The 20,235-nt window shown below is 63.7% G+C and carries 18 protein-coding genes and 1 riboswitch; of the genes, 8 read left to right on the plus strand and 10 right to left on the minus strand.

Translation table 11 applies throughout. From position 1 onward, the window contains the following. Positions 1-29: 29 nt before the first annotated feature. Positions 30-629 (minus strand): DUF6656 family protein, encoded by a 600-nt coding sequence (locus AC1Z3V_RS21400; protein WP_483501569.1) that lies wholly within the window; start codon positions 627-629, stop codon positions 30-32. A 303-nt stretch (positions 630-932) separates the two neighbouring features. Further along, a riboswitch (cobalamin riboswitch) is annotated at positions 933-1,137 on the plus strand. 104 nt (positions 1,138-1,241) lie between these two features. Here AC1Z3V_RS21400 and AC1Z3V_RS21405 point away from each other — a divergent pair. Next, positions 1,242-2,486 (plus strand): aromatic ring-hydroxylating oxygenase subunit alpha, encoded by a 1,245-nt coding sequence (locus AC1Z3V_RS21405; RefSeq protein ID WP_483501570.1) that lies wholly within the window; start codon positions 1,242-1,244, stop codon positions 2,484-2,486. A gap of 1 nt (position 2,487) precedes the next feature. Continuing rightward, a complete protein-coding gene (locus AC1Z3V_RS21410) occupies positions 2,488-3,582 on the plus strand; it encodes an FAD-binding oxidoreductase (RefSeq protein ID WP_483501571.1) in 1,095 nt (364 codons plus the stop codon). Between the two features lie 5 nt (positions 3,583-3,587). Here AC1Z3V_RS21410 and AC1Z3V_RS21415 read toward each other — a convergent pair whose 3' ends face one another. Then, complete coding sequence (locus AC1Z3V_RS21415) at positions 3,588-4,733, minus strand: glycoside hydrolase family 25 protein (RefSeq protein ID WP_483501573.1); 1,146 nt, start codon at positions 4,731-4,733, stop codon at positions 3,588-3,590. A gap of 79 nt (positions 4,734-4,812) precedes the next feature. On the opposite strand from AC1Z3V_RS21415, the gene AC1Z3V_RS21420 reads away from it, so the two are divergent. Both AC1Z3V_RS21420 and AC1Z3V_RS21425 read left to right on the plus strand, forming a co-directional pair. Beyond that, positions 4,813-5,037 carry a hypothetical protein gene (locus tag AC1Z3V_RS21420; RefSeq protein ID WP_483501574.1) on the plus strand — a complete coding sequence of 75 codons (225 nt, stop codon included), beginning with the start codon at positions 4,813-4,815 and terminating at the stop codon, positions 5,035-5,037. 115 nt (positions 5,038-5,152) lie between these two features. Beyond that, a complete protein-coding gene (locus tag AC1Z3V_RS21425) occupies positions 5,153-5,605 on the plus strand; it encodes a BA14K family protein (RefSeq protein ID WP_483501575.1) in 453 nt (150 codons plus the stop codon). Positions 5,606-5,650: 45 nt separating this feature from the next. On the opposite strand, the gene AC1Z3V_RS21430 is transcribed toward AC1Z3V_RS21425, so the two are convergent. Next, a complete protein-coding gene (locus AC1Z3V_RS21430; RefSeq protein WP_429812061.1) occupies positions 5,651-6,640 on the minus strand; it encodes a transporter in 990 nt (329 codons plus the stop codon). Between the two features lie 292 nt (positions 6,641-6,932). Between AC1Z3V_RS21430 and AC1Z3V_RS21435 the strand changes: the two genes are divergently transcribed. The 3 genes from AC1Z3V_RS21435 (at position 6,933) to mcpU (ending at position 12,033) form a co-directional block, all read left to right on the plus strand. Beyond that, positions 6,933-8,714, plus strand: coding sequence for an acyl-CoA dehydrogenase family protein (locus tag AC1Z3V_RS21435; RefSeq protein WP_483501576.1), 1,782 nt, complete (start codon positions 6,933-6,935; stop codon positions 8,712-8,714). 11 nt (positions 8,715-8,725) lie between these two features. After that, positions 8,726-9,478 (plus strand): crotonase/enoyl-CoA hydratase family protein, encoded by a 753-nt coding sequence (locus AC1Z3V_RS21440; protein ID WP_483501577.1) that lies wholly within the window; start codon positions 8,726-8,728, stop codon positions 9,476-9,478. Positions 9,479-9,936: 458 nt separating this feature from the next. Next, complete coding sequence (gene mcpU / locus AC1Z3V_RS21445; RefSeq protein ID WP_483501578.1) at positions 9,937-12,033, plus strand: methyl-accepting chemotaxis protein McpU; 2,097 nt, start codon at positions 9,937-9,939, stop codon at positions 12,031-12,033. A 231-nt stretch (positions 12,034-12,264) separates the two neighbouring features. Here mcpU and AC1Z3V_RS21450 read toward each other — a convergent pair whose 3' ends face one another. Both AC1Z3V_RS21450 and AC1Z3V_RS21455 read right to left on the minus strand, forming a co-directional pair. Further along, the gene (locus tag AC1Z3V_RS21450) at positions 12,265-13,515 is read right to left on the minus strand and encodes a class I SAM-dependent RNA methyltransferase (protein WP_483501579.1); all 1,251 of its coding nucleotides are present in this window, start codon (positions 13,513-13,515) and stop codon (positions 12,265-12,267) included. Next, on the minus strand, positions 13,512-14,282 hold the full coding sequence (locus tag AC1Z3V_RS21455; RefSeq protein ID WP_429807703.1) for a TlyA family RNA methyltransferase: 771 nt from the start codon (positions 14,280-14,282) through the stop codon (positions 13,512-13,514). Before AC1Z3V_RS21455 ends, AC1Z3V_RS21450 begins: the two co-directional genes overlap by 4 nt. A gap of 163 nt (positions 14,283-14,445) precedes the next feature. Here AC1Z3V_RS21455 and AC1Z3V_RS21460 point away from each other — a divergent pair, with 163 nt between their 5' ends. Continuing rightward, complete coding sequence (locus AC1Z3V_RS21460; RefSeq protein ID WP_483501581.1) at positions 14,446-14,736, plus strand: DUF3175 domain-containing protein; 291 nt, start codon at positions 14,446-14,448, stop codon at positions 14,734-14,736. 21 nt (positions 14,737-14,757) lie between these two features. Here AC1Z3V_RS21460 and dxs read toward each other — a convergent pair whose 3' ends face one another. The 5 genes from dxs to AC1Z3V_RS21485 form a co-directional block, all read right to left on the minus strand. Next, positions 14,758-16,671: a 1-deoxy-D-xylulose-5-phosphate synthase gene (gene dxs, locus AC1Z3V_RS21465; protein WP_483504128.1), complete on the minus strand. Its 1,914-nt coding sequence runs from the start codon at positions 16,669-16,671 to the stop codon at positions 14,758-14,760. Between the two features lie 245 nt (positions 16,672-16,916). After that, positions 16,917-17,840: a pirin family protein gene (locus tag AC1Z3V_RS21470; RefSeq protein WP_429807706.1), complete on the minus strand. Its 924-nt coding sequence runs from the start codon at positions 17,838-17,840 to the stop codon at positions 16,917-16,919. A gap of 163 nt (positions 17,841-18,003) precedes the next feature. Beyond that, a complete protein-coding gene (locus AC1Z3V_RS21475; protein ID WP_043619815.1) occupies positions 18,004-18,255 on the minus strand; it encodes an exodeoxyribonuclease VII small subunit in 252 nt (83 codons plus the stop codon). A gap of 2 nt (positions 18,256-18,257) precedes the next feature. Then, entirely contained in the window at positions 18,258-19,187 is a 930-nt protein-coding gene (locus AC1Z3V_RS21480) for a histone deacetylase family protein (protein WP_483501583.1), read from the minus strand. A gap of 62 nt (positions 19,188-19,249) precedes the next feature. Then, a complete protein-coding gene (locus tag AC1Z3V_RS21485; protein WP_483501585.1) occupies positions 19,250-20,221 on the minus strand; it encodes a zinc-dependent alcohol dehydrogenase family protein in 972 nt (323 codons plus the stop codon). Positions 20,222-20,235 lie beyond the last annotated feature (14 nt).

Consider the following 20,235-nt stretch of genomic DNA (forward strand, 5'->3'; position numbering starts at 1 on the left):
GATTTTCTTTGCGGGAAACGGTTACTGGCTCAGAGGCTGCGGATGATGCGGCGCAGCGCGTCGTCCCGGGCACCCAGCATCAGCACGTTCTTGAGAGCAACCTTGGGGTCGTCGGTGCGAAAGAGCAGTCCGTTGTCGCGGACGTTGCGGTTGATGACCATCTGTCCGTCTTCGGCGCTCGGCTCGATCGCGACGGCAAAATACATGCGGGAATAGCCGCTCTGGATGCGGTCGAAGAAATGGGTCTCGTCACCAAGGTCGCTGAAGAAATTGGCGAAATAGAACGACCAGGTGATGTACTTGGAAGGCGTGACCGCCGTCCGCGCCGCCGTCACATGGCAATAGCCGAGATGCGGCTTGCCGACGAGCGTGCGGTGGAAGATCAGCTTCGGGAACTGGATCGAGGCGTGAAAGCCGTTGATCCGCTTGTGCGTCGTGTCGCCGGCGGTCGCGAGCTTCTTGGCGGTTCTGTCCGCGACTTCCTCATAACTCAGATACCGTCGTTCGCTCGGCGCCCATTGCCGGCGGTTGATCCTGCCGGTGCGCAGGAACTCGCTGTGAACCGCCGTCTTCGGCACGACGGCCGGCGGCTTCTCGGCCGCTGCGTCGTAATATCTGAATTTTGCCATGCGCCATCTGCCTGCCGGACATCTTCGTCCGCCGGCAAGCCTAGTGCCTTATGGTTAATGAAGGATTTCCTTTCGTTGGCGGAAGATGCGCCGGCACTTTCATGAAAATGTCGCAAACGGGCGAAGTCTTCCCGTGCCTGCGCCATATCGGCCGCGAAAAGTGGCATATGCCCAATATTTGATCTATCTATCTGTTTATAAATAGAAAAATTTTCGACTCCGTTCAAGGGGGACGGTTTCCACTGTGTCGTCATTCTGGAATTGGATGTCGCTATCCGGCGCCTGCCAGGGTGCCTTCCGCGCTTACATATCCTTGCTCAAGGTGTCGTCTTCCGAGGGGAAGGCGGAGAATTGGGAAGCCGGTCAAATCCCGGCGCTGCCCCCGCAACGGTGGTGGAGCGAAAGCCTCGGCAAAAGGCCACTGGACGGTTCCGTCCGGGAAGGCGCCGGGCTGGTCCGCAAAGGACGGCTCCTGAGCCCGGAAACCAGCCTTGACGGACATAACCGTAACGGGTTGCGGCGGGCAGCCGGATCGGAGCCTGAAACGCATGGGTGCGCGCCCGTGCGGGTTCCTGTCCTGCCTCTCCGAAACATGGCGCATGAGGACAGGACATGGATACCAAGACCGATATGCTTCGCAAGCTGAAGGGCCGGCGTGACGGCTACAGCCTCGATCGGGCCTTCTACATCGATCCCGACTATTACCGGCAGGATCTGGAAAACATCTGGTACAAGGACTGGCTGTTCATCGGCCATGACTGCGAGATCCCGCGGGCCGGCAACTATTTCACCGTCCAGGTCGGCGATTTTCCCGTCGTCGTCACCCGCGATCGCCAGGGTACGATCCGCGCGCTCCACAATTCCTGCCGGCACCGCGGTTCCCGCGTCTGCACGCAGCACAAGGGGTCCTCGGCGAAGCTCGTCTGTCCCTATCATCAGTGGACTTACGAACTCGATGGCTCGCTGCTCTTCGCGCGCCAGATGGGCGAGGACTTCGACAAGGCGGCCCACAGCCTGAAACCGATCCACTGCGAGACGGTCGGCGGCTACATCTTCATCAACCTGTCGGAGACACCGGCGGATTTCGCGGCCTTCCGTGAACTGGTCACCCCCTATCTCGCTCCCCACCGGCTTGGGGAGACCAAGGTTGCCTTCGAAAGCACCATCATCGAGAAGGGCAACTGGAAGCTCGTCTGGGAAAACAACCGCGAGTGCTACCATTGCGCCGCCAATCACCCTGAACTCTGCCGCACATATCCGGAAGCGCCGACCGCGACCGGGGTGCAGGGCGCCAAGGACGATCCGGTGATTGCCGCTCACTGGGCGAAATGCGAGGCAGAGGGCCTGCCGAGCGAGTTCCGGATGTCGCCGACCGGCCAGTTCCGCGCCGCGCGCATGCCGCTGGTCGATGATGCCGAAAGCTATACGATGTCGGGTGCGCCCGCCGTTAAACGCGCGCTGTCAGCCGATGTCCGGCAGAAGCAGATCGGCACGCTCCTGATGTTCCATTACCCGACCACCTGGAACCATGTGCTTTCCGATCACGCCATCACCTTCCGCGTGCTGCCGCTCGGGCCGGAGCTCACGCAAGTGACGACGAAGTGGCTGGTCAACAAGGATGCGGTCGAAGGCGTCGACTATACACTCGATGACCTGACCCATGTCTGGACCGAGACCAACGACCAGGATCGCCAGATCGTCGAGGAAAACGCCTTCGGCATCCGGTCGCCGGCCTATGAATCCGGCCCCTATTCGCCGGAGCATGAAGGCGGCGTAATGCAGTTCGTCGAATGGTACTGCAAGTTCATGGAGCAGCGCCTCGAGGGCGATGCGGCTCCGTTGTCGAAGGTCGCCTGACATGCAGATGGCACCCTCCTTCCACCATTTCGACGAACTGCATGTCTGGATCGACCGGCAGCAGATGCTCGAATGCACGTCGGCGGTCGTCGAGACCGCCGACGTCATCACCTTCACCTTCCGCGCGGAGAAGCCAGCCTGGTTTCGCTACCTGCCCGGCCAGTTCGTGACGCTCGAACTGCCGGTCGCGGACGAACCGGTCATGCGCACCTATACCCTGTCGTCGACGCCATCGCGGCCGCTCTCGATCGCGGTCACGGTGAAGGCACAGGCCGACAGCATCGGCACCCGCTGGATGTTCGACCATCTCAAGCCCGGCATGAAGCTGAGGGCCTTCGGGCCGCTCGGCGATTTCAGCTTCGTCCGCCATCCGGGCGATAAGTACCTGTTCATCTCGGCCGGCTCCGGCATCACGCCGATGATGTCGATGACCCGCTGGATGGCGGACTGCGTGCCGGAGACGGACGTCACCTTCATCTCCTGCGCCCGTCGGCCGGAGGATCTTTTGTTCCGCTCGGAGCTCGAAGTCCTGGCAACGCAGATGTCCGGGCTGAACCTCGGCTTCATCGTCGAGGGACATGAGGCGCGCCACGGTTGGCATGGCCTGCGTGGCCGCATCGACGGTGCCAAGTTGCCGTTGCTCGCTCCCGACTTCCTGGAACGCACGGTGTTCTGCTGCGGGCCGGAACCCTTCATGCGCGGTGTGCGCGAGATGCTGAAGGCAGCCGGTTTCGACATGAGCCGCTATCACGAGGAGAGCTTCCAGCCGGCGGCCGCGCCTGCTGCGGAAGAAATCGCCGTGCGCGCTGGTATCGGCGACGACGGCGAGGGCCAGGTGGCCAAGGTTGCCTTCACCATGAGCGGCAAGGAAGTGGTGGCAAAGCCCGGCCAGACGATCCTGCAGACGGCCCGCGCCAACGGTGTGCGGATCGGTGCTGCCTGCGAGGGCGGCATCTGCGGCACCTGCCGTGTAATGAAGGTCGCAGGCGAAGTCGAGATGAGCCACAATGGCGGCATTCTTGATGACGAGATCGACGAGGGCTACATCCTCGCCTGCTGCTCGCGGCCGCTGGGAGATGTCCAGATCGAAGCCTGAAGGGGCTAGGGCGTGCTACAGGGCGGTGGCTGGGCGGTGGCGAGCCCTGGGCTGCCGGTCGATGGCTTGGGGCATCCGCCCTGCGCGGCGTCATCGGCCGCGACTGCCACCTGCAGGGCGCGCTCGTGGCGGGCGAAATCGATCGACCCGGTCACCAGCATGTCGACGCTGCTGCCGGCGCTGCTCGTGGCGCCGGCACGGCTGACGAGCAGTGGCTCGCCAAGCGTTGCGGCCGCCCGTGCGACCGCGTGCACTCCGGTCCCTTGCGCAGCTTGCGCGACGAGGGTGATCGGCATTGGTTTTTCCGGCAGCAACGCGCCTTGCGCCCAGATCGCCTTCAGCGCCAGCGGCGACATCGCTGCGACATTCACGTCGATGTCGTCCAAGGTGCCGGGCACACGATAGGGACAGCGTCGCTTGCCGCAATTGACGCCGGAGGAGAACTGCCACAGCGCATAGCTGTCCCAGTTGCCCATCGGGAAGACCTGGCGGATATCCGGCTTGTAGCGCGCATACCAGAGCGGCAGGCGCGATAGCAGCCGGTGCTTGGCGCGGTGCGTGGCGATGTATTGGGCCGTGATGTGGTTGGTATAGAGGATCGGATAGCGTCCCGTCCGGGTTTTGATGTGGCCGGCGAAGATGGCGGCATCCTCGAGCGACATGTATTTGTCGGGATCGATGCCTTCGAGATCGAGAACCATCAGTTCGTCGTCGCGCGGCTCGGCGTAGTCGAGGAAATGGTTCGCCTGGTCCACGGGGTTGCCGGGACGGGCGAGATGGTAGGCGCCCCATAGCAGCCCGTGCGAGCGGGCGATCATGCGCCGGGTCTGATAGAGCTCGCGGCTGACCGCGTATTTGCGCCACATGGTCTTGCAGTGGTTGAAGGTGTCGCCATTGTGGTCGCCGGTGCAGGAGAAGCTCTCCGGCAAACCGTCGGAGGCCTTGGCGATGAAGCCGGAGATGCGCTTGTCGGCGAGCATGACTTCCCAGTCGATGCTGTTCATTTCATAGGCGTCGACGATGATGGAATTCGACTTTGTCTTCCAGGGTTCCAGTTCACCGGCGCGTGCGGTCGCCGCCGCGAAAATCAGACCCAGGAAGGTCGCGAGGCGCAGAATCATCCCTGTGGTGGAGATATACCGCTTAGCCATTCTCTGAGATTGCCGACAGTATCGTTAATGCATCGTAAATCTCAGCCCCCGAGCAGGACTGTGCTGGAGCGGCGCGTGAATGTATACCGACCTCCGGCTGTATATGAGCAATATCTTTCATAATATTGGTGTGTCGCAAGAGGGCGTGGATGCCGGCAGACCGATCAACAGGTGGATCGAAACCGTCGCTGTTACCGGCCTGCCGCTGGCGATCTCTTGTGCGGGAGCGTGGGCCGCGACGCCTGAATATGGAACAAAACCGGTGGCTTACACGTTGCTCGGTGGTTTCGGGTTTCCCGGCTGAGGGGCGTCCCCCGGTTTTGCAACGATCCGGGGGAAATCATGAAAAGGCTCAAGGTGCCGCGGTTGCCCAATTTCTCGGTGTACTGCGGAGCGTGGATTCGGTTACGGAGGTTTTAATGAAGATTTTTCTGAGGACCGGGAAGAGCCGGTGGTTTTCTTCGATCATTGCCGCGGCAATCCTGATGACGTCCGCGGCCCCGTCGCAGGCGTTCATGCCGGCGCCGACGCGCGTCGAACGGCCGAACGATGCGACGAACGTTCAGTATCGCCGGCCGGGCTATGAACGCCGCGGCAACTATTACTACTACAACGGCTATCGCGGCTATCGCTACCATCGCCCGGGCTATCGCTACTATGACGGTTGGTGGTACCCGATGGCTGCCTTCAGTGCCGGCGTAATCATCGGCGGGGCGATCGCCCAGCCGCCACGCTACGAGCGTCCTGCTGCCGGCTATGGCAACCGTCATGTGCAGTGGTGCTATGACCGTTACCGTTCCTACAGGGCCTACGACAATACCTACCAGCCCTATGGCGGCCCGCGCCGGCAATGCTACTCGCCTTATAGCTAAGGGTGAGCGGGCCGGGGCTTCCGCTTCCGGCCCTCCCTCGCAGGCTCACAGAATCCCGATCCGCCTCAGGATCCACCAGGCAAAGCCCATGGAGAGCCCGATGAACAGCGCCGCATAGAGCGTGCCGGTGCCATCGGCGAAGGGCAGCGCCCCGGTATTCATGCCGAAGAAGCCGGTGACGAGCGTCGGCGGCAGCAGGAAAGCGGTCATCAGCGACAGGATGTAGAGGTGCCGGTTGGTTTCCGAGGAAATCTTGCTGTCGATCTCCTCGTGCAGCAGACGCGCCCGTTCCTGCAGGGCGAAGACGTCGCGGTCAACCGTTTCGAGCCGGTCTGAAAGCCGCTCGGCGGCGTCGATGAAACCGGGCGGCACCTCGTCTTCGTCCGAGGCGGCAGCCCGTCTCAGCAAGGCCAGGATCGTGCGCAGATGGCGGTGAAGCCGCACGACCGTACGGCGCAGCGGCGCGAGGCCTGGCTGCTGTCGATGCCCCGCTTCGCCATAGACGTGATCCTCGATGACGTTCAGGTCCTCGGTCAGTTCCAGAACCAGCGAGATCAATGTGCGCTGGAATTCGATCACGATCATCTCGAAGAGATCGATCGGGCGGGCGCATTTCGCGCTCTTCTCGACCGCCGCCTTGACGCGATCGATGCTGCGCAGCGGATGCAGACGCGTGGTGATGATGATCCTGTCGCTGACGGCGAAATGCAGCCAGCCGATCGTCTTGGTCACTGCGTCGAAGGTGCGCTCGAAGTCTACGAGCGTCCCGTGTACGATATCGTCCGAAACCGTAATCGCGGCCTGCGTGTCGTGGCTGGTCAGCGTCGCGACCGCGAGTGGCGGAAGGTTGCCGATCCGCTCGATCAAGGCAGGTGTGCGTGCGTCGGAGAGCGCCAGATGAACCCAGACCCATCCTTCGCCGGCAAGCAGGCTGTCGATCGAGGCGTCGGTGGCGATACGCCGGCAGCGGCTTTCGCCGGGCAGAAAGCGGTAGGCCCATACGATGCCGGGTATTTCGGGGGAAATCAGGTTCATCGGAATGCCTTGGCAGGGGCCTACCGCATGTCCCCTTAAATCGCCACCGATTTAAGGGAGAAAACATGCGGCCATTCAAAATGCTACAGCGACCTTAGCGCGTCTTACCAAGACGCGCGGCGCTGTATGCCTTGGCTTCTATGCCCGGTTGATGACAGTTTTGTTACAGGCGAGCATGACGCCGTGTCCGCGCACAGGGGCGGGAATTGACGTTGACGTTTACGTAAAAATCAATAGTGTTCCGCGCAACGAGGATGCGCTCTGCGCGACCTGGCTATCTGGGAGGATCATCATGTACAAGGCACCCGTCGAAGAGATTGCGTTCACGCTGAAACACGTGGCAGGCATGAGCGACGCGCTGCAATCGGGCGCCCTTGGCGACCTCGGCGAAGACCTGGTCGATGCCATCCTTTCCGAAGCCGGCCGATTCGCGACGGAAGAGGTGGCACCTCTCGGCGATGTCGGTGACCGTCAGGGCTCGCGCCTCGTCGAAGGCAAGGTGGAGACGCCGGACGGCTGGTGCGACCTCTACCACAATTGGATCGGCGGCGGCTGGAACGGCCTGACGGCGCCGGAAGAATTCGGCGGCCAGAACCTGCCGCACATGCTGCATGTTGCCGCCATGGAAATGTGGAACGCCGGCTCCATGGCCTTTGCGCTCGGCCCGACGCTTACCATGGGCGCGATCGAGGCATTGGAAAAGCATGGTTCCGACGCGCTGAAGGCCACTTATCTGCCGAAGATGGTTTCCGGCGAATGGACCGGCACGATGAACCTGACCGAGCCGCATGCCGGTTCCGACCTCGGCGTCCTGAAGACCCGCGCCGAGCGCCGCGACGACGGCACCTACCGCATCTTCGGCCAGAAGATCTTCATCACCTGGGGCGAGCACGACTTCACTGACAATATCGTCCATCTGGTGCTGGCGCGGCTTCCCGATGCGCCCGCCGGCACCAAGGGCATCTCGCTCTTCCTGGTGCCGAAATTCCTGGTCAGGGCCGATGGTTCGCTCGGCGACCGCAACGATCTCTTCTGCCATTCGCTTGAGCACAAGCTCGGCATCCATGGTTCGCCGACCTGCACCATGATCTATGGTGATGGCAAGTTCGGCGCCGAGAAGGGCGCGATCGGCTACCTGATCGGCGAGGAAAATCGCGGTCTTGCCTGCATGTTCACCATGATGAACAACGCCCGGCTCGCCGTCGGCATGCAGGGTGTCGCCATTGCCGACGCCGCCACGCAGAAGGCGATTGCCTTCGCCAAGGAGCGCACCCAGGGCAAGGCGCCGGGCTGGACGGGGCAGGGCATGAGCCCGATCATCGAGCATCCCGACGTCGCCCGCACGCTTCTGACGATGAAGGCGCTGACGCAAGGCTCGCGCGCGATCTCCTATGCCTGCGCCCATGCCGTCGACATGGCGCATGCGGCCGAAGGCGAGAAGGCGAAATACTGGCAGGAGCGTTCCAGCCTGCTGACGCCGATTGCCAAGTCGTTTTCGACCGACGCCGGCGTCGACGTCGCCTCGATGGGCATCCAGGTCCATGGCGGCATGGGCTTCATCGAGGAAACCGGTGCCGCGCGCTACCTGCGCGATGCCCGCATCGCTCCGATCTACGAGGGCACCAACGGCATCCAGGCGATCGATCTCGTCACCCGCAAGCTGCCGCTTTCCGACGGCGCCCATGTCCGCGGCTTCATCGGCGACCTGCGCGAAATCGCGTCTGCCGTGCGCGCTTCGAACCGGAGCGGTTTCGGCGAGACGGCTGCGCGTCTCGATGCGTCGCTGGATGATCTGTCGGCTGCGACCGAGTGGCTGGTCGCCGCCGTCGCCGACGGCAGGCTCGCCGAAGCATTGGCCGGCGCCACGGCCTATCAGCGCCTGTTCGGCCTGGCGCTGACGGGTGCCTATCTCGCAAAGGGTGGTCTGGCTGAAGTCAGCGATGGCAAGGAAGACCAGCGCATCGCGCTCTGCCGCTTCACGGCGGAAAACCTTCTGGCGGAAACCGCTGCGCTGAAGGATCGTGTCGTCAACGGCGCCGACAGCCTGGCCGTCGCCCGCGCCGTTCTGGCTTGAGAGGAATACCCATGACCGACCACGTCCTCATCGAACGACCGGAGGCCTATCCCGGCGTCCAGGTGATCCGCTTCAACCGCCCGGAGAAGAAGAACGCCATCACCCGCGACATGTACGCGAAGATGACCAATGCGCTGACGGTCGCCTCAAGCGACCCGGCCGTACGCGCCACCGTCTTCCTCGGCACCGATGGCTGTTTCTCCGCCGGCAACGACATGGCGGATTTCCTCGCCTTCGCCATGGGCGGTTCCATGGGCATGGAGGTGATCGAGTTCCTGAAGGCGCTGGCGACTGCGACCAAGCCTGTCGTCTCGGGCGTCGACGGGCTGGCAATCGGCATCGGCACGACCATCCATCTCCATTGCGACCTGACGGTCTCGTCCGAGCGTTCGGTGTTCAAGACGCCCTTCGTCGATCTGGCGCTGGTGCCGGAAGCGGCTTCCAGCCTGATCGCGCCGCGCATCATGGGCCACCAGCGGGCCTTTGCACTGCTTGCCGCCGGCGAGCCTCTGACGGCCCGCGAGGCGCTGGAGGCTGGCTTGATTTGGAAGGTCGTCGCCCAGGATGCCGTCGAAGGGGAGGCGCTGGCGCTTGCCGCCCGTCTTGCCAAGAAGCCGCCGGAGGCGCTTCGCATCGCCCGCGACCTCGTCCGCGGCGACCGCAGCGACGTCCTTGCGCGCATCGACGAGGAAGCCAAGCACTTTGCGGCGCAGTTGCAGAGCGCCGAGGCGCGTGCGGCCTTTGAGGCCTTCATGCGCCGCTAAACTATCCAGGCTTTGTGTGTGGGTGAGACGGGTGCCGCTGTGCACGCGTTTTCGTGTTCGGGGAGCGTCCCACAGCGCCGCGCGTCTTATCAGACGCGCAAAGGTCGCTGTAGCACTTTGAAGTGCTGCATGTTTTTGTCCTTTAATCGGCGACGATTAAAGGAAACATGCAGTAGCCGCGACTGGGTAAAGATCCCGTTGCCGCCGGCATCGCGAACTTGCATAAATCAATTTTAATTGCTTCTTAAATAGCGATCGGTAGCGTGCGGCGCGATAGGCCTATCCTCATTTCGAGGGGCCCCAGCCGCATGAAGCATGGCTGGCTCCGCCTTCTGGCATGTTCAACGTTTTCCCGTAGACGTCAGCGCTCCGCCCCTCCGGCGGACGATGGATGCTGCGCGAAAATCAACGAGAGCTCATGTCCGGCGGCGGTCGCCGGCATCCATTGGGAGCCCATCTTGTCCAAGCGATCGAATCTCATGACGCGCATCCTCGTCGCCGCGTCCTGTGTCGTCGTCGGCGCCTTTGCCGGCTTTTCCGTTTACATCGACACGCTGCAGCGTAGCACCACCACCAAGGCCGTCGAGGAGAACATTGCGTCCTCCGGCACGCAGGCCGCGCAGAGCGTTGCCAAGTGGCTGAACGGCCGCGTCACGCTGACCGCGATGGTCGCCGATGCCACCGGCCGCGCGGCCGATGACGGCGCCATCCAGCCGATCCTGAAGAACGACGTGCTGACCAGCGAATTCATGTCGACCTATGTCGGCAACGAGAGCGGCAAGTTCATCACCTGGCCGGACAACCCGATGCCGGCCGGCTACGACCCGCGTCAGCGCCCGTGGTACCAGCAGGCCGTCAAGGCCGATGCCCGCGTTTTGACCGAGCCCTATGTCGACGCTTCGAGCGGTGCGCTCATCATCAGTGCGGCGGTGCCGGTCAAGCGTGACGGCAAGCTCTATGGCGTTGCTGCCAGCGACTTTTCGCTCGATACGCTGGTATCGATGATCAAGGGCGTCGACGTCGGCGGCGAAGGCTTTGCCTTCCTCGCCAGCAAGGACGGCCAGATCCTCGTGCATCCGGATGCCAAGCTCGTCACCAAGTCGCTCGCCGATGCCTTCCCGATCGACACGCCGACGATCGGTTCCGGCATCATGAACACCGAGCTCGGCGGCAAGCCGATGCTGGTGAGCTTCGTTCCGGTACAGGGCCTTCCCTCGGTCGAATGGTATGTCGGCTTCGTCATCGACGCCGATGCCGCCTATTCCGCGATCGACAAGTTCCGTATTGCCGCAACCATTGCCACGATCCTTGCGGTCGGCGTGATGATCGTCTTCCTCGCGACCTTCCTCAGCCGTCTCGTGATCCGTCCGGTGACGGACATGACCGGTGCGATGGAAAAGCTTGCTGCCGGCAATCACAACGTCGAAATCCCCGGCGAAGAGCGCCGCGACCAGATCGGCTCGATGGCCGCGGCAGTCGCCGTCTTCAAGGCGAACGCCGTCGAACGCGCCCGCCTCGAGACCGAAGCGGATGCCAATCGGTCGCTGTCGGAACGCGAGCGGCTGGAGCGCGAAGCGCAGAAGGCACGGGATGCGGCCGAAATCCAGCAGGCCGTCGATGGCCTGGCAACCGGCCTCGGCCGTTTGGCCGATGGCGACCTCGCCTATCGTATCGATACCCCCTTCGCGGATCGCCTCGACCGACTGCGCGCCGACTTCAACAACTCCGTCGCCAAGCTGCATGACACGCTGCGCGCCGTCGGTGCGAATGCCCGTGGCATCGACGCCGGGGCCTCCGAGATCCGCTCGGCCGCCGACGATCTCGCCCGCCGCACCGAGCAGCAGGCGGCTTCGGTTGAAGAGACTGCAGCCGCACTCGAAGAGATCACCACGACGGTCAAGGATTCCGCCCGCCGGGCCGAGGAAGTCGGTGCGCTCGTCGCCCGCACCCGTGCCGGTGCGGAAAAGTCCGGCGAAGTCGTTGCCAACGCCGTCGAAGCGATGCACGCGATCGAGAAGTCCTCGGGGGAGATCTCCAACATCATCGGCGTCATCGACGACATCGCCTTCCAGACGAACCTGCTTGCGCTGAACGCCGGCGTCGAGGCGGCCCGTGCCGGTGAAGCTGGCAAGGGTTTTGCCGTCGTTGCCCAGGAAGTGCGCGAACTCGCCCAGCGTTCGGCCAATGCGGCCAAGGAGATCAAGGCACTGATCACCACCTCGGGCAATCAGGTCAGGAACGGCGTGACGCTGGTCGGCGACACCGGCAAGGCGCTGGAGACGATCGTTGCCGAGGTCCAGGAGATCAACAAGCATGTGAGCGCGATCGTCACGGCGACGCGCGAACAGTCGACGGGTCTCCAGGAGATCAACACGGCGGTCAACACCATGGACCAGGGCACGCAGCAGAATGCGGCGATGGTGGAAGAGCAGACGGCGGCAAGCCACGGTCTTGCCTCCGAGGCCGCCTCGCTCAATGCACTGCTCGCCCAGTTCAACCTCGGCGAAACGCAAGCTGTTTACGTCGGGAGCGGTGCCCGTCGTCGCGCGGCCTGACGTCCGCGCCCCCGGGGGCAGAACGCCGGAACAACAAAGGGATCGGTCATTGCCGTGAATCACTATGGCAATTGCTTCAAGCCCGATATGAGAAAGGCCCGGGAAACCGGGCCTTTCTCATTGATGTTTTTTGTGTGCCGCTCCTGTCCTCATCGGGCTCAACCCGTGGCGGAGAAGATGAGCGATGGTGCCGGACAGGGCCAGACAGCAGACTGGCCTCCCGGCCGTCTCTCATTTCTCGAGCGTCGCGACCGCCTCGACATGGGCCGACCAGAGAAACTGGTCGATCGGCGTCACCGAAGTGATCCGGTAGCCTGCAGCCGTAAGGATGGAAAGATCGCGTGCCAGCGTGACCGGATTGCAGGACACGGCAGCAATTTTCTTGACACCGGAGCGGGCGATCTCATGACACTGCGCCTCGGCGCCGGCGCGCGGCGGATCGAAGACGATCGCGTCGTAGACCTTCAACTCCTGCGCCATGACCGGACGGCGGAACAGGTCACGCTTCTCCACGGTCACCGGCTTCAGTCCCTGCGTGTTGCGCGCAGCGAAATCGAGCGCCTTCAGCGCCTTGTCCTCGCCTTCGACCGCATGCACGCGCGCCTTGCGCGCGATGCGCAGTGCGAAGGTACCGCAGCCGGCAAAGAGATCGGCGACGCGCTTGGCCTTGCCGAGGTGATCAAGCACCAGCTTCGCCATCGCCTCCTCGGCCTCGGCCGTTGCCTGCGTGAAGCTGCCCGGCGGCGGCGAAACGGAAACGCCGCCGAAATCGATCAACGGCTTCACCGGTTCGACGATGATCTCGCCATTCAGGCTGACGCGGGCGATGCCGCGCTCGCCGAGGACGGCCTCGACCGTGCGGCGGCGTTCGCGGTCATCGAGCTTCTTGATGCCTTCGACGGCAAGGTCGAGGCCCGAAAGGGTCTCGAGCACGGTGATACGAAACGGCTCGGCGTTGACGGCCATGGCGGCGCCGATCCTGGCGATCGTTGCGAGCTTCGTGACGATGCCCGGGCTCGCGATCGGACATTCGGAGATCGCGACGATGTGATGGCTTTCCGCCTGGTTGAAGCCGAGAAGCAGTTCCTTCTCGGTCTTGCGGGCGGTGAAGACCGCACGGCGGCGCTGGCCGGGATGGGCGACGATCAGTGGCGCCATCTCCGGCTTCAGCCCTTTCGACTTCAAGGCAGCGATCACGAGATCGCGCTTGAACTCTTGATAGAGCGTATCCGAGGCGTGCTGCATCGTGCAGCCGCCACAGGTGCCGTTGACACCGTCAGGCCCGAAGTGCCGACAGCGCGGCTCGACGCGCTCGGCGGAAGGCTCCTTCAGCGCGATCAGCGTCCCGTGCGACTTGTTGACCGCCAGCGCCACGCTCTCGCCGGGCAGCGTGAAAGGCGCATAGATCGGCCCATCGGGGCCTTCGGCAATGCCGTCGCCCTGGGCGCCAAGGCGGTTGATTCTGACGGTCTCGGTGCTCATGGCTTCTTCCCCGCCAGTAGAAACTCGACATTGCCGTCGCCGCCGGCAATGGGCGAGGGGATGAGGCCGAGGCTCTGCCAGCCCATGTCCTCCACGAGCCAGCGCTCAAGTTCGGCAGCAACGGCCGGAGCGCTGTCGGGATCCTTGAGCAGGCCGGCCTTGCTGATCGCGTCGCGACCCGCCTCGAATTGCGGCTTTACCAGCAGGATGCAGCGTGCGCCGGGAAGCGCCATGTCGAGCGCCGGAGGGAGGGCAAGCTTCAGCGAGATGAACGAGACATCCGAGACGACGAAGGTGACCTCGCGATCGTCAATGTCTTCGGGCGTCATCGCGCGCGCATTGAGACCCTCGATGCTGGTGACACGCTCGTCGTCGGCGATGCGTGGGTGGATTTGCCCATGGCCGACATCGACCGCCACGACATGCTCGGCGCCGCGCTTCAAGAGGACTTCGGTGAAGCCGCCCGTGGAGGCACCGATGTCGAGACAGCTTTCGCCGGCGGGATCCAGCGCAAAGTGATCGAGCGCCGCGACGAGCTTCAGCGCCGCGCGGGAGACATAGTCCTGCGCCGGATCATCGATGGTGATCGTCACGCTTTCGGCAAACATCGACGACGGCTTGTTGACCGTGCGGCCGTCAACCTTGACGGTGCCGCGCTGGATCGCGTCGCGGGCGCGGGCGCGGCTGGCGACCAATCCTGTATTGAGCAGCAACTGGTCGAGGCGGACCCGGTTTCTGTGTTCTTCGTTCTGGCGTTCTTCTGACATGCGTTTCTCATGGCGATTTGCCGCTGTAATGGCAAGCCCCCCGCGCTCGGAGGCCGGCTCCAGATCACGGATAAGCGCGGTTTGGAACATTGCCGCTCATTTTGAGTTCGCTCCAAGTTGCCTCCAGGTTGCGAGGCAGCCGAGCCAGCAAACGGGAGAAGCGATGACCCGCAGCCAGAAACAGTGGTCCCGAGACGTCACGCGCCACAGCAACGCTCTCGAACTCGAGCCTCACCTGTTCGAAAAGGAGGATGCGAAGGAGATCGCAGCGTCGCTGAAGCGTTCTGCCGACAGAAGCAGGAGGCGAAAGGCCGAGCCCTTTCGGTCTGCCATGTCGATGCTGACCTTCTATGTCAATCGCGCGGGCAAAAACCTGCCGGACGACAGGAAGAAAATTCTGGAAGACGCGAAGGATGAACTGCGTCGCGCTTACGGTCGGCGCCCCAAGGCGTGAGGTGACCTTCGTGTTGGAGGATTAGCCGGCAGCGCCGATGCCGATATCCTGCTTCTGGCCGAGCGCCTTGAAAACGGTCGAGACGATGCCGGCGCGGTCGAGGCCGGCGGCGGCGTACATCGCCTCGGGCTTGGCCTGTTCCATCCAGATATCGGGCATGACCATGGGGCGCACCTTGAGGCCGCCGTCGAGCAGGCCGTCCTCGGCGAGGAACTGCAGCACATGGCTGGCGAAACCGCCGACGGCGCCTTCCTCGATGGTGATCAGCACCTCGTGGTGGCGGGCAAGCTGGCGGATGAGGTCATGGTCGAGCGGCTTGGCGAAGCGCGCATCGGCGACCGTGGTCGAGAGGCCGGCGGCATCGAGATCTTCGGCCGCCATCAGGCAGTCGGCAAGACGGGTGCCGAAGGAGAGCAGCGCCACCTTCGATCCCTGCTTGACGATGCGGCCCTTGCCGATCTCCAGGATCTGGCCGCGTTCCGGCATTTCGACACCGACGCCTTCGCCGCGCGGGTAGCGGAAGGAGATCGGACCGCCGTCATAGGCGACGGCGGTGCGCACCATGTGCTTCAATTCCGCCTCGTCGGCGGCTGCCATCACCACGAAACCGGGAAGCGTCGCGAGATAGGTCGTGTCGAACGAACCCGCATGGGTCGGTCCGTCGGCGCCGACGAAGCCGGCGCGGTCGATCGGGAAGCGCACCGGCAGGCCTTGGATCGCCACATCATGCACCACCTGGTCATAGCCGCGTTGCAGGAAGGTCGAGTAGAGGGCCGCGAACGGCTTGTATCCCTCGGCGGCGAGGCCGGCGGCGAAGGTCACCGCATGCTGTTCGGCAATGCCGACGTCGAAGCAGCGTGACGGATGGACCTTGGCGAACCTGTCGAGACCGGTGCCGGAGGGCATGGCGGCAGTGACGGCGACGATCTTGTCGTCGAGGCTCGCTTCCTGCGTCAGCGCATCGGCAAAGACGGAGGTATAGGCGGGGGCATTTGGCTTGGCTTTCGCCTGGGCCCCGGTAATGATGTCGAATTTGTTGACGCCGTGATACTTGTCGGCGGCGGCTTCCGCCGGCGGATAGCCCTTGCCCTTCTGCGTCACCACATGGATCAGCACCGGCCCCTTGGCATTGTCGCGCACGTTGCGCAGCACCGGCAGCAGATGGTCGAAGGAATGCCCGTCGATCGGGCCGATATGGTAGAAGCCCATCTCTTCGAAGAGCGTGCCGCCGGTAACGTAGCCGCGGGCGTGTTCCACCGCGCGTGTGATCGCCCGGTCGACGGTCTTGCCGAGATAGGCGGTCAGCTTCTTGCCGACCTCTCGGATGCCCATATAGGTGCGGCCGGAGGCAAGGCGCGCCAGATAGGCGCTCATCGCTCCGGTCGGCGGTGCGATCGACATGTCGTTGTCGTTGAGGATGACGATCAGCCGCGCGTCGAGCGCGCCGGCATTGTTCAGCGCCTCATAGGCCATGCCGGCCGAAAGCGCGCCGTCGCCGATGACGGCGATGACGTTGCGGTTCTCGCCGTCGAGATCGGCGGCGACGGCCATGCCGAGGCCGGCGGAAATCGACGTCGAGGAATGAGCGGCGCCGAAGGGATCGTATTCGCTCTCGGCGCGACGGGTGAAGCCGGAAAGGCCGCCTTCCTGGCGAAGCGTACGGATGCGGTCACGGCGGCCGGTCAGGATCTTGTGCGGATAGCACTGGTGGCCGACATCGAAGATCAGTCGGTCATGCGGCGTGTTGAACACCTTGTGGATGGCAATCGTCAGCTCGACGACACCGAGGCCCGCGCCGAGGTGGCCGCCGGTACGCGACACCGCGTCGATCATCTCCGCCCGGACTTCTCCGGCAAGCTGCGGCAGGTCCTTGTCGTCGATCTTCTTCAGATCGTCGGGGAAGGTCACCTTGTCGAGCAAGGGAGTAGCCGGCATCGGATTGGTTGGCAGTTGTGTCACGCTGCATGCCTCATGCGCGCCGCGGGATTAGGCGCGCGATAGTTAGTGGTACCGTCGAAGCGGCTCTTTAGACGCAATCGTTGCTGAATGCAAAATTAGGCGTTCCTGCGTCGTCGACCAAGAGACTAGCGCATGATTCTGTGAATCGAAATCGATTCAAGCGGGATGAGGCAATGTTGCGCGGTTTTATGCACTCCTCCCGCCTCTACTTTTGGTCGAAATCAGCCTTCGGGCAGCGGAATGAATTCTTCCTCGTCTCCGGGCACGATGTCGAAGCGGCCGGTGCGCCACTCTTCCTTCGCCTTGTCGATGCGCTCCTTGGACGAGGAGACGAAGTTCCACCAGATGTGGCGGGCCGAACCGAGCGCGGCACCACCGAAGAGCATGACGTGACAGCCCTGCGGCCCGGCGGTCACGGTGATCTCGTCGCCCGGGCGGAAGACGAGCAACTGGTTTTCGGCGAAATGGTCGCCGGCGATGATCGCCTCGCCGGAGAGAATATAGAGCGCACGCTCTTCCCACTGCGCGGCGAAGGGGGCGCTTTTGCCTGGCGCGATGTTGAGATCGACGTAGATGGTGTCGGTGAAGACCGAGACGGGCGACTTGGCGCCCTCGAAATTGCCGATCACCACCCGCGCCTTGATGCCGTCGTCGCTCATATGCGGCAGTGCCCGCTCCTCGGTGTGGCTGAAGATCGGGTCGATCTCTTCCTTGTGGTCGGGCAGCGCCAGCCAGGTCTGCAGGCCCGAGATCGAGCGTGCATGGCCGCGCTGGTTTTCAGGAGAACGCTCGGAATGTACGATGCCGCGGCCCGCGGTCATCAGGTTGACGTCGCCGGGGCGGATGACCATCTCGGTGCCGAGGCTGTCGCGGTGCTTGATCTCGCCGTCGAAGAGATAGGTGACGGTCGAAAGGCCGATATGCGGGTGCGGGCGCACATCGATCGCTTCGCCGGCCCGCAACAGCGCCGGTCCCATGCGGTCGAAGAAGATGAAGGGTCCGACGAGGCGCCGCTTCGCAGTCGGCAGCGCGCGCCGAACCTGCAGCCCGCCGATATCGCTGGTGCGCGGAACGATCAGGTGTTCGATAGCGTCGCAGGCGGGCTTGTCGCCGGCCAATGGATCGGGGCCTGGAAAGAAGGACATGCGCGTGCTCCCGTTTTTTGCTGTCGCCTCAATAACTAACGCCTGCACTCTGAGGCGGCTAGAGACCAGGCCGATACGCAGCGTTTCCGCGGGGCGGTCAATCCTGCTGGAGCGCCATGCATTCAGATGAGCGCGTGAAGGACGCTCCAGGCAGATTGATGGCTTAGTCGGCGTCGAGCGGCTCCACGCCCTGCGGCTTGCCGGCGCGGTCGAGCCGGATTTTTTCGATGCGGTCTTCAGCGGCCTTCAAGAGCGCCTCGCAATGCTTCTTCAGCGCCTCGCCGCGCTCGTAGATCTCGATCGACTTGTCGAGCGCCACGTCGCCGCGTTCCAGCGCCGAGACGATCCGCTCCAGTTCCTCGACGGCCTGCTCGAAGGAGAGGGCGGAAACGTCCGGTTGCGTGGTGGTGTTCATGGTTACCCTCTCATCAGTCTCAGAATGTGCAGGCCGGCCGATTCGGCCAGGCCCTGAAGGTCATAGCCGCCTTCGAGCAGGCTGACCATGCGGTTGCCGGCGCTGCGATCGGCGATCTCGTGCAGCCGTCCGGTGGCCCAGTCGAAATCCTCGGCGACGAGGTTGATCTGCGCCAGCGGATCGCGGTGATGCGCATCGAAGCCGGCCGAGATCAGGATGAAGTCCGGCCGGAAATTGGTGAGTGCCGAAAGCACGCGGGTGCGGAACGCCTCGCGGAAGTGCTCGCTGCCGTTGTTCGGCGAGAGTGGCGCGTTGACGATGTTGCCTTTGACGCCTGTCTCGTCCTTGGCGCCGGTGCCGGGATAAAGCGGCATCTGATGCGTCGAGCAGAAGAGCACCGACGGATCGTTCCAGAAGATGTTCTGGGTGCCGTTGCCGTGGTGCACGTCCCAGTCGACGATCGCGACGCGCTCGGCGCCGTGAACCTTTTGGGCATATCGGGCGGCGATCGCCACCGTGTTGAAAAGACAGAAGCCCATCGCCTTGTTCTTCTCGGCGTGGTGTCCCGGTGGTCGCGCTGCCACGAAGGCGTTGTCGGTCTCGCCGGTAAAGACGGCGTCAACCGCCGCCACCGCGCCGCCGATGCCGGTCAGCGCCGCGTCGAGGCTTGAGGGGCTCGCATAGGTGTCCGCCTCGAAATGATTGAGGCCTTCCTCCGGAATGGCGCGCCGGATGGCGGTCAGGTGCTCTTCCGGGTGGGCGAGCAGGACGAGGTCTTCGCTCGCCTTCTTCGCCTCGATCCGCTTGAGATCGGCGAAGTTCGGATGTTCGAGCGCAATGTTCAGCGCCTTCAGCCGGTCCGGCCGCTCGGGATGTCCCTCCGGAACCTCGTGTTCCAGGAAGACTGGGTTTTCGTAGAGGAACGTGGTCATGCCGGGAAACTAGTGCTGTAACGTGTCAAGGTCCATGGCAAGGCGGCGGAAAGGCGGAATTTTCAACAGCGCGGATCAAGCAGCAGCTTCCCGTCGCGGCCGGAATCCGCCTGATGGGCCAGTGCCGCATCGAGCCTGCTCAGCGGATAGATCTCGGCGATGCGGCTCCTGAAGAGGCCGCTCCGCAAGCCTTCGAAACTCTTCGCAAAAGCGGCTTCGATCGCCGCACGCCCGGCCGAATGCACCCAGGTGCGCAGCCACAGGAAGGAGAAGCGGATGTCCGGCCGGGCCTGGATCGCCGCCTGCGGGACCGGGACGTTGCTCAGCGCGCCATACTGGATGAAGGCGCCGCCGGGTTCGAGCGTTCGCAGGATAAGGTCGCCGGCAAAAGGACCGCCGACGGCATCGATGATCGCGTCGAAGCGGAGATCCGGCAGGCGCTGTTCGTCTCCAAGCGCGATCTGGCCGGGAATTTCACGCGCGAGCCGCTCGGCGCTGCGCTGGCTGCGGGCGATGCCGGTGGCCTCCGCCCCTTCGCCGGCAAGCAGCTTCATCAGCATGCCGCCAATTGCGGATCCGGCGGCTGTGACGCCGATGCGGCGTCGGTCAAGTGAGCCGAAATGTCCGCGCAGCGCCGCGATCAATTGCAGCGCCGTCAGCGGGTTGACGTAGCAGGTCGCCGCGTCGGTCTCGCTGATGTCGTCGGGCAGGGCGAAGCACCATTCGGCCGGCCTGATCAGATACTCCTGCCAAAGACCGCTGGCGCCGATCGGAACCACGTGGTCGCCGGGTTTCAGCGACGTGACGCCCGCGCCGACGCGCGTCACCGTGCCGAAGCCTTCGAAGCCCGGCACGAAGGGCAGGCTGGTGCGAGCGCTATAGGCGCCGGTCACCGGGATGAGGTCTGACGGGTTGATGGCGGCAAGCGAAAGTGCCACCTCGACTTCACCGGCGGCGGGGGCCATACGTTCAGCATCGACAAGCGCAATTACTTGCCGGGGGTCGCCGAACTGTCTAACGAGGGTGGAGCGCATCGTCAGGGAGCCTC

It is taken from the genome of Ensifer sp. 38_S197, from assembly GCF_056924495.1.

Coding starts and splice junctions, on each gene's coding strand:
- AC1Z3V_RS21460 (WP_483501581.1), top strand. CDS start 14,446: ATGACCCGCAGCCAGAAACAGTGGTCCCGAGACGTCACGCGCCACAGC.
- AC1Z3V_RS21485 (WP_483501585.1), bottom strand. CDS start 20,221: ATGCGCTCCACCCTCGTTAGACAGTTCGGCGACCCCCGGCAAGTAATT.
- AC1Z3V_RS21430 (WP_429812061.1), bottom strand. CDS start 6,640: ATGAACCTGATTTCCCCCGAAATACCCGGCATCGTATGGGCCTACCGC.
- AC1Z3V_RS21470 (WP_429807706.1), bottom strand. CDS start 17,840: ATGTCCTTCTTTCCAGGCCCCGATCCATTGGCCGGCGACAAGCCCGCC.
- AC1Z3V_RS21420 (WP_483501574.1), top strand. CDS start 4,813: ATGTATACCGACCTCCGGCTGTATATGAGCAATATCTTTCATAATATT.
- AC1Z3V_RS21475 (WP_043619815.1), bottom strand. CDS start 18,255: ATGAACACCACCACGCAACCGGACGTTTCCGCCCTCTCCTTCGAGCAG.
- AC1Z3V_RS21480 (WP_483501583.1), bottom strand. CDS start 19,187: ATGACCACGTTCCTCTACGAAAACCCAGTCTTCCTGGAACACGAGGTT.
- AC1Z3V_RS21410 (WP_483501571.1), top strand. CDS start 2,488: ATGCAGATGGCACCCTCCTTCCACCATTTCGACGAACTGCATGTCTGG.
- AC1Z3V_RS21455 (WP_429807703.1), bottom strand. CDS start 14,282: ATGTCAGAAGAACGCCAGAACGAAGAACACAGAAACCGGGTCCGCCTC.
- AC1Z3V_RS21400 (WP_483501569.1), bottom strand. CDS start 629: ATGGCAAAATTCAGATATTACGACGCAGCGGCCGAGAAGCCGCCGGCC.
- AC1Z3V_RS21450 (WP_483501579.1), bottom strand. CDS start 13,515: ATGAGCACCGAGACCGTCAGAATCAACCGCCTTGGCGCCCAGGGCGAC.
- dxs (WP_483504128.1), bottom strand. CDS start 16,671: ATGCCGGCTACTCCCTTGCTCGACAAGGTGACCTTCCCCGACGATCTG.
- AC1Z3V_RS21425 (WP_483501575.1), top strand. CDS start 5,153: ATGAAGATTTTTCTGAGGACCGGGAAGAGCCGGTGGTTTTCTTCGATC.
- AC1Z3V_RS21405 (WP_483501570.1), top strand. CDS start 1,242: ATGGATACCAAGACCGATATGCTTCGCAAGCTGAAGGGCCGGCGTGAC.
- AC1Z3V_RS21440 (WP_483501577.1), top strand. CDS start 8,726: ATGACCGACCACGTCCTCATCGAACGACCGGAGGCCTATCCCGGCGTC.
- AC1Z3V_RS21415 (WP_483501573.1), bottom strand. CDS start 4,733: ATGGCTAAGCGGTATATCTCCACCACAGGGATGATTCTGCGCCTCGCG.
- AC1Z3V_RS21435 (WP_483501576.1), top strand. CDS start 6,933: ATGTACAAGGCACCCGTCGAAGAGATTGCGTTCACGCTGAAACACGTG.